This is a genomic window from Psychrobacillus soli (genome assembly GCF_006861775.1).
In the GTDB taxonomy this organism is placed as follows: Bacteria; Bacillota; Bacilli; order Bacillales_A; family Planococcaceae; genus Psychrobacillus; species Psychrobacillus soli.
Window position 1 is genome coordinate 1 of the sequence record NZ_VDGG01000003.1, and the last position, 14,052, is coordinate 14,052.

The window sequence follows — 14,052 nt, forward strand, 5'->3', positions numbered from 1 at the left end:
CGAAAAATAGCTCGCCTGTATTTCCAGCACGAATTCCTAGTTTTCCTTTTGTTGCAATAGAAGAAAACCCTTCCCACGTACGTTCTACGATAAAAGCAGAAATCCCTTTATGTTTTTCCGATTTGTCCCCTGTATAAGCAAAAACTAAAAAGTGGTCGGCAACATCACATAGGGAAATCCATGCTTTTTGTCCGTTTAAAATGTAGTGATCCCCATCTTTTACAGCGGTTGTTTCAAGCGCTGCTACGTCAGACCCTGCTGCTGGTTCCGTTAAACCAAACGCACCAATTTTCTCGCCTTTTGCTTGAGGTACTAAATACTTTTGTTTCTGTTCTTCTGTTCCCCACTGCAACAACGTCAAACTATTTAGCCCAATGTGTACAGAAACCGCTGTACGGAAAGCAGTATCACCGCGCTCTAGCTCTTCACATACAATTGCAAGCGAATTGTAGTCCATCCCGCTTCCGCCATATTCTTCTGGAATACAAACACCCATGAGGAAATCATGAATCAATTAGGTATGATACAAAAAAACCAATTAATAAAGGAGAGATATATGATGAACTTTTCATTCTCAGCATAACAAAACATGTTACGTAAAACGGTAAGAGGATTTGTCGACAAAGAAATTATGCTTTATATTGGAAAATGGGATCGTGCAGGAAAATCAGACCCAGCTATTTATACGAAACTATCAGACCTTGGATTCATGACGCTCGCCTGGGTTAGGTGGATGACACTTCATCTGAACCGGTGTCAGGGAGAGCTTAAGTGGGCTTCCAATCAGTTTATGTGTCCAGCTGTTGGATGTTCTTGCGTGATAAACATATTACGCGATTGAAGCTGTTTATCATGGACAACTTCCTCTAAATTTTGAATTGGACCACTTGGAATATTATTATTTCTACATTGTTCTTGCCAATAGGCGGTTTCTTTTGTTAATAAAATAGCTTGTAATAATGGAACTAATTGGTCTCTGTTTTTCACGCGGTTAGGATTCGTTTGAAAAAGAACATTTTGAACGTATTCGGGTTTTCCGAGCACATCACAAAATGCCTTAAACTGATGATCATTTCCGACTGCAATGACCATTTCTCCATCTAACGTTTGACATGCCTGATACATAACAATATTTGCATGGGTATTTCCGAGAGCTTTCGGAACTTGTTCAGCCATCAAATAGTTACTTCCAATATTCACTAGTGCGCTTACTGCAGAATCATAAAGGGAAATATCTAACTTTTGTCCTTTCCCGGATTATACTCGCTCTAAAAAGCACCTTGAATTCCAATGCATGCATATAACCCATTCAGAACATCTACTATTGCAACACCTGTTTTTGTGGTCCTGATTCTTTCGTACCGGTAATGCTCATTAACCCGCTCTTCGCCTGAATGATAAAGTCATATCCTGGTATATGTCGATCAGGTCCAGTTTCACCAAACCCTGTAATCGAGCAATACACAATACGTAGATTAAGCTCCGCTAAGATGTCATAACCTAAACTGAAACGATCCATCGTCCCTGTTTTGAAGTTATTAATAATTACATCACTTTCTTGAACCAACTTTTTAATCGTTTCAACACCAGATTCTGACTTTAAGTCTAAAGTAATTGCCTTTTTGTAGCGATTTGCACTCAAGTAGTAAGCGCTTACCTGTTCTTTAAATGGCGGTCCCCATTTACGTGTTTCATCACTTCCTCCAGGTGCTTCCACTTTGATGACCTCTGCACCTAAGTCACCCATAATCATCGTGCAATATGGACCAGCGAGAACACGTGATAAATCTAATATTTTTATATTCTCCAGCGCTCCCGTCATATTAAGACTCCTTCCTTTCTACCTATAAATTCAAAAAGCCAATCCAAAAAGACTACAGACTAGCTGTACGTCGAATTGAACTGGCTTTTTATCTGCGGTTAAAATCCCGGAAAGAATTTTTGACAGATTAGGCAGTAGTGGCTTTTTAACTTTTTCCTTACAGATTGGTCATGGGTAATGAACGCTTAAACGTTTCGACATGACTCGTTTGTTCTTATTCTAGTACATAAATACAATCTTGTAAACTAAATACTTAGTTTTTTTAAATTATTTGGTTAATTATTGTTGTGAAGTAATATGTAGTTCGTAATGTTTGAATAAATCCTTCAGTGCTGACATTAACGCGTTACCCACCTTGCCTAAATAATGATTTTTTATACTTGCCAGCGGTAGCTCAATACCATCTTGTAAACTATGTCCTCGCAACAATTGTTGTACAAATTCTTGTCCTTGTATCGTCGCTAAAGTAGAACTGGTCCTAACAATTACCCCATATTTTTTATCGATTTCAGCTGTTATGGTCAAAGTTCTCAAAATATAAAATCCATTTTTGTGACGAATAATCGTAAGAGTAAATGTACTAAGCATATATGATTTAAGTCTAAGAAGGGGCATGGAAAATCTATGAACACAATTTTTATTGCTGGGCATGCAAGGAGACGAGAAATCATCTTTGTAAAGGCAATATATCGTTAATCTATTCTTATAAATAACACTTGTCAATATATTTGTATGATTAGTTTAATAAAACGTGAGGATTTATATTAATTTGTTGCTTATAACTAAAACTAATTATTTGTTTATATTAAATATTAGATGTTTTCCGATGTGCTAGCGAAAATTTAATTGAAAAAACTTAATGTATTTAAAACAAGTAAGGATCGGTTTTAACGTTCTCTAAATGGGACTACTACCCAAAATAATTAATTTACTCTGAAATTTGAAGTATAAGTTTTGAAGGATTGAATTTTCACTAAATTTCCGGTGTGAAATTTTTTTACACACAATAGTTTGGGATATGAAAAATTATTAATAGAATTTTATAAGACAATAAACTGATAATTTTGTATATTAGAATACTAAATTAATTTCAATTAGAAGTGCTTGCTATTTATATCTCATTTATTTTAGTATTTTAAAATAATATTACTAAGTTTTTGTAGATAATTAAATGTTCAAAAAAAAAAAAATCTAAAAAAAGAAATTGACTTTATTTTGTAAATGAAATAAATTAGGTTTGTATACAAATTTCAGAAAATACTGTATTTTTTGTGTAAAATTCTATATTTTTTATTAGAAGTGTATACAATAGTGGTTTTGAGGTGGTTTTTATGACAAATGAAATCAGTGCTACAGAAGTTACTAAAGTGATGCGAAATGCAATTTTAGACGGAACATTAAAACAAGGTGAGCGCATTATTCAAGCTGAATGGGCAGAGCGAATGGGTGTTAGTCGAATTCCTATTAGAGAATCATTATCAAAACTGGAAATGGAGGGACTTGTAGTAATTGTTCCCCATAAAGGAGCAATTGTCAGCACAATTACACAAGATGATATTGAGGAACTTTACTACATTAGAAGTTTCTTAGAAAGTACGGTCGTATTGAAAGCGCTTCCGTATATTGGCGAAAATGAAAAAGCAAAAATTCAGCATGTATTTAATGATATGGTGGAAGCTGTAAATGAACAAGAACATGCCAAGTACAACGAATTACATGATCAATTTCATAGACTATTAAGAGAAAAATCTCCATGGAAAAGATCTGTAAAGATGGTAGAGAACTTAGCCTCCGCTTCAATGGCACCAGATTTACTAATAAAGAATCGACTATCAATTCAAGATGAACATCGAAGAATTGTTGAAGCTATCATGATTAATGACCCAGAAGAACTTCAGGCTGCGATAGAGTATCACATTCATCGCACAAAAAATAATTTATTATATTACTTGAATAATAGAAAACAAAGTGGAAGGTGAATCTATGTATGATTTTGCTATTGTAGGTGGTGGAATCGTTGGATTGTCTACAGGTGTTGAGTTGACTAAGGCATATCCTGGTGCAAGTATTATTGTTTTTGAGAAAGAGAAGGAGCTCGCATTTCATCAAACGGGCCATAATAGTGGAGTGATACACTCTGGTATTTACTATAAGCCAGGGAGTTTTAAAGCTAAATTTGCTCGAGAAGGTAGTCAATCGATGGTTGCATTTTGTAAAGAGCATAATATCGAACATGATATTTGCGGTAAACTCATCGTCGCTACTAATTTAGAGGAAGTCCCGCTACTTGAAAATTTATATTCACGTGGTCTTGAAAATGGTCTTGCAATTGAGTGGTTGACGAAGAAGCAAATCCCTGAATATGAGCCTCATGTCAATGGAGTTGCAGCTATTCGTGTTCCACAAGCGGGGATTGTAAATTATAAGCAGGTAAGCCTAAAGTTTGCTGAATTGATTTGTAAAAGTGGCGGTGAAATCCATTTGAATTCAAAAGTAGATGGCATTCTTGAAGAAGATGACCACGTTGAACTGAAAGTGGGAACAAAATCTTTTCAAGCAAAATGTATGATTAATTGTGGAGGACTACACAGTGATGAAATTGCTAAAAAAGCCGGGTATCAAACGGATATGAAAATTATACCGTTTAGAGGCGAATACTATAAACTTCGACCTGAAAAACGATACTTAGTAAAAAATTTAATATATCCAGTACCAAACCCGAATTTTCCGTTTCTAGGAGTACACTTTACACGCATGATTGGTGGTGAGGTAGATGCAGGACCAAATGCAGTGCTGAGCTGGAAGAAAGAAGGTTATAAAAAAACGGATATTAATATCAAAGAGCTTGCTAGCTTTTTAACATACAAAGGTTTATGGAAAATGGCAGGAGGTTTTATGAGTGAGGGATTTGAAGAATATAAACGCTCTTTTAGTAAAAAAATATTTACAAAGAGTTTACAAAAACTTATTCCTGAACTCCAAGAAGAAGATTTAATACCAGCACCTGCCGGCGTTCGAGCACAGGCTATTAGTAGTGATGGTAAAATGGTCGATGATTTCTTTATTATCAAAGGTAAACGTGTGATTCACGTATGCAATGCACCTTCACCTGCTGCAACAGCATCCATTGAAATTGGGAAAGAAATTGTAAGAAGAATTAATACAAGAAAGGATGTAAATCAGTATGTCTAATAAAGTCGGAATTTTCAATATATTGACGAATGTTTCATTTGGAAATGGTGCCATTTCTAAGCTAACAGAGATTATTAAGGAAAATGAATTTCAAAATGTACTGGTTATTACAGATAAAGGAATAAGTAGTGCAGGCATTATAGATATCGTAGTTCCATCAATTAGAGAAGCTAACATAACAATTTACGATGGTACACTACCGAATCCGACGATTTCAAATTGTGAAGAAGCATATAAATTGTATAAAGAAAATAATGTAGATGTAGTTGTCGGTATCGGTGGTGGAAGTCCGTTAGATGTTGCAAAAGCTGTAGCGCTACTAGCAACAAATGGGGGTTCAATTGATGATTATGAAGGAATAGGGAAGTTTAAAAATGATCTACTCCCACTCATCGCAATTCCAACAACAGCTGGCACAGCGAGTGAGGTGACAAATTTCACTGTTATTACTGATGAGGAACGCCAATATAAACTTACAGTTGGGGGTTCCAGATTAGCTGCTAGATGGGCAATAATCGACCCAGAGTTAACATACGGCTTGCCACCACACATTACTGCTGCAACAGGTTTAGATGCACTTGTTCATGCAATTGAGTCATATACATCAAAAGAAGCAAATGACATTACAAAAACACTCGCACGTGAAGCAACTCGTAAAATTGGAAAGTATTTACGCCAAGCAGTTTATGACGGCGATAACATCATTGCCCGTGAAGAAATGATGATGGGAAGCTTATTAGCGGGGTTAGCATTTAACAATACGCGTCTCGGTAACTGCCATGCGATGAGTCATCCAATTAGCGCTGTATATGCAGTGCCACACGGTGTAGCCAATGCAATTTTGATCCCATATGTGATGAAGTTTAATAGTTATGCAGCGCCTGATTTATATCGTCATATTGGAGAGGATTTAGGTGGAAATATAGAGGGTTTAACAGTGACAGAGCAGGCTATAAATGCTGCAAATATTGTTCGTCAACTTTCTATTGATATCGGTTTACCAACTGATTTACAGTCATTCAATGTAACAGAGGAAAAAATAGATTTATTAACAAGGGATGCAATGTTAAGTGGCAATATTTTAGTTAATCCGCGTAAAACTAGTGCAGAGGATATTAAAAATTTATATAGAAAAGCTATTCGAGGTGAATATTAAATGAATTTCTCATTAAAAGGAAAGACTGCATTCATTACAGGTGGGAGTCGAGGATTAGGTAAAGCAATTACGATGGCACTTTCAGAAGCAGGCGCTACGGTTGCCATTGTCAGTAGAACAGAGTCGGAATTAAAAAAGACAGCAGAAGAAATTGAAGAAAATGGTGGTACATGCCATTATAGTGCCGTCGATGTTCAAAATAGGGAAGAAATAGAAAAGTTTGCGAAGGAACTATTTGAAAAAACAGGTTCTATCGATATTTTAGTCAACGCAGCAGGAATCAATCGTCGGCATAGTTTTTTAGAATTTCCTGAAGATGAATGGGATCAAGTTATTAATACAAACTTAAGAAGTGTTTACATTGTATCTCAAGTAGTCATCCCATATATGCAAAAACAACAATATGGCAAGGTGATTAATATTGCATCGTTAACGAGTGAGCTTGGCTTCCCTAATATGGCAGCGTATGCAGCGAGCAAAGGAGCTGTTTCACAATTAACGAAAGTATTAGCGGTCGAATTCGCAAATGACGGTATTTTAGTTAATGCGATTGGACCAGGTTATTTTAAAACTGAGTTGACGATGTCACTGTTTGAAGATGAGGAAAAAGTCGCTTGGATGAAGTCGCGTATTCCATTAAAACGAATTGGTGTGCCAGATGAATTAAAAGGAACAGCTGTATTCCTCGCATCTTCGGCATCTGATTATATTACAGGACAAACAATTTATGTAGATGGTGGCTGGTTAATTAGTTAAATATAATTTAGGGGAGATGAGCAAATGAAGAAAAAGTGGATGTTGGTAGTTGTAATTTGTGTGGCAATGGTTTTAGCTGCTTGTGGAGATGAAACAAGTGCAGGAGAAGGATCAGAAGAAATCAAAATAGGTACTGTATTTCCACTTACAGGGAGTTTAGCCCTTTTAGGTGGTGAAAGTTTCCGTGGTGTTGAGTTAGCTGTTAAAGAAGTAAATGCAAATGGCGGTATTGATGGTAAGCAGGTAAAACTTGTAAATAGTGATGCAGTTGATGCAGATGCTGCGCAGTCTGAAGCAACACGTTTAATTAACAAAGAGGGAATTAACTTATTAGTCGGTTCTTTTTCAAGTGGTATTTCTTATGCGGCAAGTGAAGTGGCAGAACGCAATGGCGCTCAATATTGGGAGCTAGGTGCAGTTGCTGATAATGTTACGGATCGAAACTATCAATCTATTATTCGTGTAAATCCACCAGCTTCGTATTTCTCAGTTACGCATATTAATTTTATTAAAAATGTTGTAGCAGAGCAAATTGGGAAAGAGCTAAAGGATATTAAAGTAGCAATTACACATGAAGACTCAGCTTACGGTACAACAATCGCTAAAGAAGCAGAAAAACTGGCAAAAGAGGAAGGTATTGATATAGTGACAACTCAATCATATTCTTCCACATCAAACGATTTAAGTTCTGTTATTTTAAACTTAAAAAAAGCACAACCTGATCTGGTTATAGCAGTTTCGTATATTAATGACGCCATATTATTAAGTAAACAATCTGAAGAATTAGGTTACAAAATTCCTATTTTAGTAGGTTCTGGTGGAGGTCATACTTTAACTGATTACCAAAAATCAGTTGGTGATTTAGCAAATGGCGTATTCAATATCGATTTCCCACAATACGAGATTAACACAGATTTCACACCTGGTCTTGAAGAATTTATGAAATTGTATGAAGAGCAATATGGTGAGAAACCACAATCTGGTCACTCGTTATCAAACTATATGGGCATGAAAGTGATGATTCAAGCAATTGATGATGCTGGATCAGTTGATGTTGAAAAAGTTCGCGAGGCAGCCATGAACATAAAGATAGAAAAAGGCACAACAGCGACTGGTTGGGGTGTTGAATTTGACAGCGAATCGGGTCAAAATACCGCTGGTGAAGCATATTTAACACAATGGATTGATGGCGAGCTATTAACAGTGTGGCCAGAAGAAGTATCCATACATGAGCCAGTATTCAAAAAATAATTTTTTGGTGAGGAGGTAGCCTATGATGATTTTACAAACGTTAATCTCAGGTATTCTACTAGGCGGAATCTACGCGCTTATTAGTATGGGGCTTAACATGATTCTCGGTGTCGTAAGGATCATCAACTTTGCGCATGGTGAATTTTTGATGATTGCTATGTATTTAAGCTATATCTTTTATGCATGGGGAGGAATGGATCCATACGTATCGGCAATATTTATAGTTATCATTTTATTTGTACTTGGTTTAATAACCCAAAAAGGATTAATAGAGCCCATTTTAGATAAACCAGCTTCTACGAAAATTTTTGCAACGCTAGGTTTATCGATAGTACTACAAAATTTAGCTTTAATGATATTTGACGCTAACTATTTATCAGTTACTACTCCGTATCAATCGAGTGTTGTGAATCTTTTAGGTATCGCGATAAGCGTTCCACGTCTGGTTTCCTTTGGTGTAGTAATCGCGATTGTAATATTACTTTATTTATTCTTACAAAAAACTATGGTCGGTCGTGCGATTCGAGCTGTATCTATGCAGCGACAAGCAGCATATTTGGTGGGAGTGAACGTAAAACGTATTTACTTATTAGCATTCGGTATCGGTACAGCCCTTGTAGGTTTAGCCGGTTCGATGTTAATGCCGATTTATTCAGTTTATCCTACACTTGGTGCATCATTTGTATTGATTGCTTTTGTTGTAGTTGTACTAGGCGGCATGGGTAACATGTTTGGCGCTTTCTACGGTGGTTTAATGATTGGTGTCATCGAATCATTAGCCGGTGTAATTTTCTCACCAGGATTAAAAGAAGTTATATACTTTATCATTTTTATCTTAGTATTACTTATTAAACCAACTGGTATTTTCAGTAAAGGTAAAGGTTCAGAGGCGGTGGGACTATGAGTAAAAAACACATTTTCCCAATATTATTAGCAATATGTGCAGCATTATATCCAGTACTTTCTGACGATCGTTACATTATGAATATATTAATTATGATTCTTCTTTACGCAACCATTGCAAGTGGTTGGAATATTCTTGGTGGGTATGGTGGTCAGTTATCTTTAGGACATGCGTTATTCTTCGGACTCGGGGCATATACATCAACTCTATTGTATTTAAACTTTGGTCTATCACCATGGGTTGGCATGATCATAGCCGTTATCGTATGTATTATTGCCGGCATGTTAATTGGTATTCCGACATTCAAATTAAGAGGGCCTTACTTTACACTTGGAACAATTGCCTTTGCAGAAGTAATTCGTCATGTCACGCTTTACTGGCGGGACCTAACGAATGGTTCGATGGGATTAAACATTAAATACGAACCGAGCTTCGCAGCTATGATTTTCAAAGAATATGAATATTATTACTGGTTAATTTTGGGGTTACTAGTTTTAACGACATTACTTGTACATTGGATTGATCGTAACAAGATGGGCTATTACTTGAAAGCGATCCGTGAAGATGAAGACGCTGCGGAAACATTAGGGATTAATACAAGTAAGTACAAAATGCTTGCAATGATGATCAGTACTGGTATTACAGGATTAGCTGGTGTATTTTATGCACAATTTAATTTGTTTTTTGAACCTGAATCAGTATTCCATATGAATATTTCTACTGAAATTGCACTAATAGCAATTATCGGAGGAGCTGGTACTGTGTATGGACCGATTCTCGGAGCGTTCATTATCATTCCACTGAATGAAATTCTACGAGCTTCATTCCCAGATATCCATGGTATGAACTATTTTGTTTATGGAATTTTGTTAATTGTTATCGTTATTTTAACACCGAATGGTTTACTCCCAATAATTACGAAATGGTGGGATAAAATTTTCCGGAAAAAGGTATCTAAAACAAAAGGGGTGACCAAATATGATCTTGAAAGTCAATAACGTGTCGAAGCATTTCCAAGGTGTCAAAGCAGTAAATGGAACTTCATTTCACGTAGAAGAAAAAGAGATTGTTGGTGTTATTGGACCGAATGGTGCTGGGAAAACGACTCTATTCAATCTTATTTCGGGATCATTACCGGTTACTTCTGGCACAATTGAATTTAAAGGAGAAACTATTACAAATCAAAAAGCGTACATCCTTTGTAAAAAGGGGATTGGTCGAACATATCAGGTTGTAAAACCATTTGGCACAATCTCCGTATTAGAAAATGTGATGGTAGGCGCGTTTAATAAACATAACTCGCGTGATCAGGCGGCTAAAATTAGCAAGGAAATATTAAAACAAGTAGGTCTTTATGAAAAACGTGATCAAATTGGAAATAGTTTGACTTTAGCGGATAAAAAGCGATTAGAAGTAGCGAAAGCCTTGGCAACACAGCCAGCATTACTATTATTGGACGAAGTAATGGCAGGTCTAAATCCTAGTGAAGTAAAAGAAATTCTTCCTTTGATTTTGCAGTTACGTGATGAGGGAATAACAATTGTCATTATTGAGCATTTAATGGAAGTTGTTATGACAATTTGTGATCGTATTGTTGTGGTACATCATGGAGAGAAAATTGCTGAAGGGACACCTAAAGAAATTGCGAATCATCCAGAAGTAATAAAAGCTTATTTAGGAGATGAGGTTTCATATGCTTAAAATAGAACAAATTAATTTATCCTATGGGGAAATTCAAGTTCTATGGGATATGTCACTCCAAATTCCAGAAGGTCAAATTGTTGCATTGCTTGGTGCGAATTCAGCTGGGAAATCCAGCACGATAAATGCAATCTCGGGAATTGAGAAAATCTCAAGTGGTCGCATTACTTTTCAAGGGAAGGACATTTCCAAAATGGCACCCCATGAAATTGTTGAGCTAGGAGTTATCCAAGTACCAGAAGGTAGAAAGCTTTTCAACTTCATGACAATTGAGGAGAATCTTTTGCTAGGCGCATATTCAAAACATGCTCGTAAAGATATAAAAAAGAATATACGACGTGTTTATGACATGTTTCCAATACTAGAGGAGAGAAAAGATCAGTTAGCGGGTGATATGAGTGGCGGTCAACAACAAATGTGTGCAATAGGTCGAGGACTTATGAGCAATCCAAAACTATTAATTATAGATGAATTATCACTTGGTTTAGCACCAATTTTAGTACAAGAATTACTTCGTACACTAACAACGATAAAAGATGAAGGCATTACGATTATGCTTGTTGAACAAAATGTAAAACAATCTCTAGCAATCTCAAATTATGCTTATGTTTTAGAAAATGGTAGGGTAGCTATCCAAGGGGATGCAGCGCAATTAACGGAAGATCCACACCTGAAAAAAGCATATTTAGGAATGTAGGTGATGTGATGAGAAAGACTCAATTGAAGGCGGAGAATACAATTGAAATTGTTCATCAAGATATTCCAGAAATCGGTGAAAATGAGGTTTTAATTCGTTCGATTGCCTGTGGTATTTGCGGAAGCGATTTACATGCGTATAATTTCTCAGCAGGTTATGAATTCGTTGCAAAGAATGTAACGCTGGGTCACGAAGTTAGCGGTGAAATCGTAAAAATTGGAGCGAAGGTGCCTAACGAGTTGATGTATCGTCAGGTAGTTGCACAATCGATGAATTATTGCAGTAAATGTGAGGCTTGCGAAAATGGTCACTTTTCACTTTGTACTAATAATCGAGTACTTGGTCTTCATTTTGACGGTGGATTAGCAGAATATTTTAAAATTGATGCAAAGTATGTCGAATTATTACCAGAAGGAATTGATGTAGAAATTGCTTTATTAGCCGAGCCATTAACCATTGCTGTACATGCAATCAATCGCTTGCAAATCGACTTAAAAGGTAAAACCGTACTTGTACAAGGTCCCGGAATTATTGGTTTTTTCGTCAGCATCTTATGCGTCAGTAAAGGAGCAAATACGTATTTATCAGGACTGCCACACGATTATGAAAAACGCTTGAGTAAGGCGGAATCTTGGGGAGTAAAGTCACATGTTGTTGGAGAAACAGACATGGAAGAAAAGGTGGACGTTATATTTGAATGTTCAGGTTCATCTAATGCACTCTTAATGAATACTAAGGTGTTGAAAAAAAACGGCAAAATTATGCTCGTTGCATTGTATGAACATCCTACGGAAGTATTTTTCACACCAGTTGTGAGAAATGAATGGTCCATTATCCCATCGTACGGTAGTGATCCAAATGAATATAAAGAAGCGCTTCAATTTATCCAAAAACACCAGGAGGAACTGAAGGCGTTACCAACTTATTATGATTTAGAAAATATTACGCAGGCATTTACGGATTCATTGAACAAACAAGTCATGAAAGCAATTATTAAAATTGGAAGCGTGGAGGAGAATAACAATGAGTACTTTAACACAACAATTTCAGCTAATTGATTTTGACAAAGTAGGATTATTTATAAATGGTAAATGGATTCATGAGGGTTCAAAAGGTACCTTTGATGTTGTCAACCCATCAACAAAGCAAGTAATTGCAAAAGTACCAAAGGGTGGATCAACGGAAGCTAAACAAGCAATTAATGCAGCAGAGGTAGCATTTCCAATTTGGACAAAGTTAACAGCGCAAGAGCGTGGTTATTATTTACTGAAAATTCGCGATTTAATGTTAGAGCATAAAGAAGAAATCGGTACGATTATTAGTCTTGAAATGGGAAAAGCTTATACAGAAGCTGTAGGTGAAGTAACATATGCAGCAAGTTTCTTAACCTGGTACGCAGAGGAAGGAAAACGTGTTTACGGGGAAACAATCCCAGCTTCTGATGCGAGTAAACGATTAATGGTTATTAAACAAGCTGCAGGGGTTGTTGCGGCAATTACACCATGGAACTTCCCAATTGCGATGATGACTCGTAAAATCGGACCTGCTTTGGCGGCAGGCTGTACGTCAATTGTTAAACCAGCTAGTCAATCACCATTAACAGCACTTGCATTTGCACGTATTGTCGAATTAGCAGAGGTGCCAGCAGGAGTTATTAATATTATCGTTGGTGCAACAGGCGAAATATCAAATGAAATTTTCGAAAGTGACGTTGTTCGTAAAGTATCCTTCACTGGTTCAACAGAAATTGGAAAAGATTTAGTGAAAGCTTCTGCAAAAACACTGAAGAAGCTTTCGCTAGAACTCGGTGGTCATGCACCATTTTTAGTGCTGGAAGATGCCGATATCGAACAGGCTGCAACAGGAGCTATTTTAAGTAAATTCCGTAATGCAGGTCAAACTTGTGTATGTGCTAATCGTATTTTCGTACACAAAAACGTTGCAGAACAATTTAAGGAAGCTTTTGTAAAAAAAGCTGAAAAACTCATTGTAGGCGAAAGCATTGATGCTACTGTTCAAGTCGGACCACTTGTGAATGCAGAAGGATTATTAAAAGTTGAAGAACAAGTTCAAGATGCTGTAAATAAAGGAGCAAAAATTGAAACTGGTGGAGAGAAGATAGACAGTCTCGAAGGGTTTTTCTATAAGCCAACTATTTTATCGGGCGTAACAAGCGACATGATAATCATGTCAGAAGAAACGTTTGGCCCGGTAGCGCCGATTGTTGAATTTGAGTCAATCGATGAAGTAATCCAAGAAGCAAATAGTACACAATATGGTCTTGCCGCATATGTCTATACGAGAGATTTAGCAACAGCAATCACTGTATCAGAGCGCTTAGAATTCGGTATTATCGGTTTGAATGATGCAGCACCAGGTGTATCACAAGCGCCATTTGGTGGAATAAAGCACAGTGGTTATGGTCGTGAAGGCGGGCATCAAGGTATTAGTGATTACTTAGAGGAAAAGTATATTTCGATACAAATTTAAATGTCAAATAAGGCTGTTTCAATAGGGATGTTAATCGTTATTGAAACAGCATTTTTTCTACATGTTATAAAGACATGGATGGG

The 14,052-nt window shown here is 36.6% G+C and carries 12 protein-coding genes and 2 pseudogenes; 11 read left to right on the forward strand and 3 right to left on the reverse strand.

Annotated elements, in window-relative coordinates:
- From FG383_RS01940 to FG383_RS01955, 3 genes and pseudogenes are all read right to left on the reverse strand, one after another.
- Window positions 1–499: pseudogene (locus FG383_RS01940) on the reverse strand (acyl-CoA dehydrogenase family protein); the annotation flags it as partial.
- A gap of 195 nt (window positions 500–694) precedes the next feature.
- A pseudogene (locus FG383_RS01950) lies at window positions 695–1,822 on the reverse strand (CaiB/BaiF CoA transferase family protein).
- Window positions 1,823–2,101: 279 nt separating this feature from the next.
- Window positions 2,102–2,410, reverse strand: coding sequence for a DUF3870 domain-containing protein (locus tag FG383_RS01955; protein WP_142605167.1), 309 nt, complete (start codon window positions 2,408–2,410; stop codon window positions 2,102–2,104).
- A gap of 743 nt (window positions 2,411–3,153) precedes the next feature.
- On the opposite strand from FG383_RS01955, the gene FG383_RS01960 reads away from it, so the two are divergent.
- From FG383_RS01960 to FG383_RS02010, 11 genes are read left to right on the forward strand one after another with little or no spacing between them, the layout of a single operon-like run.
- Window positions 3,154–3,801: a GntR family transcriptional regulator gene (locus FG383_RS01960; RefSeq protein WP_142605168.1), complete on the forward strand. Its 648-nt coding sequence runs from the start codon at window positions 3,154–3,156 to the stop codon at window positions 3,799–3,801.
- A gap of 4 nt (window positions 3,802–3,805) precedes the next feature.
- Entirely contained in the window at window positions 3,806–5,014 is a 1,209-nt protein-coding gene (gene lhgO / locus FG383_RS01965) for an L-2-hydroxyglutarate oxidase (RefSeq protein ID WP_142605169.1), read from the forward strand.
- A complete protein-coding gene (locus tag FG383_RS01970) occupies window positions 5,007–6,170 on the forward strand; it encodes an iron-containing alcohol dehydrogenase (RefSeq protein ID WP_142605170.1) in 1,164 nt (387 codons plus the stop codon). Before lhgO ends, FG383_RS01970 begins: the two co-directional genes overlap by 8 nt.
- Window positions 6,171–6,926: an SDR family oxidoreductase gene (locus FG383_RS01975; RefSeq protein ID WP_142605171.1), complete on the forward strand. Its 756-nt coding sequence runs from the start codon at window positions 6,171–6,173 to the stop codon at window positions 6,924–6,926. It abuts the gene before it with no gap.
- Between the two features lie 24 nt (window positions 6,927–6,950).
- Window positions 6,951–8,177, forward strand: a complete 1,227-nt coding sequence (locus tag FG383_RS01980) for an ABC transporter substrate-binding protein (protein WP_142605172.1) — start codon at window positions 6,951–6,953, stop codon at window positions 8,175–8,177.
- A 22-nt stretch (window positions 8,178–8,199) separates the two neighbouring features.
- A complete protein-coding gene (locus FG383_RS01985; RefSeq protein ID WP_142605173.1) occupies window positions 8,200–9,081 on the forward strand; it encodes a branched-chain amino acid ABC transporter permease in 882 nt (293 codons plus the stop codon).
- Entirely contained in the window at window positions 9,078–10,079 is a 1,002-nt protein-coding gene (locus tag FG383_RS01990) for a branched-chain amino acid ABC transporter permease (protein WP_142605174.1), read from the forward strand. Before FG383_RS01985 ends, FG383_RS01990 begins: the two co-directional genes overlap by 4 nt.
- Entirely contained in the window at window positions 10,060–10,782 is a 723-nt protein-coding gene (locus FG383_RS01995; RefSeq protein WP_142605175.1) for an ABC transporter ATP-binding protein, read from the forward strand. The genes FG383_RS01990 and FG383_RS01995 overlap by 20 nt, the downstream gene beginning before the upstream one ends.
- Window positions 10,775–11,479: an ABC transporter ATP-binding protein gene (locus FG383_RS02000; protein ID WP_142605176.1), complete on the forward strand. Its 705-nt coding sequence runs from the start codon at window positions 10,775–10,777 to the stop codon at window positions 11,477–11,479. The genes FG383_RS01995 and FG383_RS02000 overlap by 8 nt, the downstream gene beginning before the upstream one ends.
- Window positions 11,480–11,487: 8 nt before the next feature.
- Window positions 11,488–12,537: a zinc-dependent alcohol dehydrogenase gene (locus FG383_RS02005; protein WP_142605177.1), complete on the forward strand. Its 1,050-nt coding sequence runs from the start codon at window positions 11,488–11,490 to the stop codon at window positions 12,535–12,537.
- The gene (locus FG383_RS02010) at window positions 12,503–13,969 is read left to right on the forward strand and encodes an NAD-dependent succinate-semialdehyde dehydrogenase (RefSeq protein ID WP_142605178.1); all 1,467 of its coding nucleotides are present in this window, start codon (window positions 12,503–12,505) and stop codon (window positions 13,967–13,969) included. The genes FG383_RS02005 and FG383_RS02010 overlap by 35 nt, the downstream gene beginning before the upstream one ends.
- Window positions 13,970–14,052 lie beyond the last annotated feature (83 nt).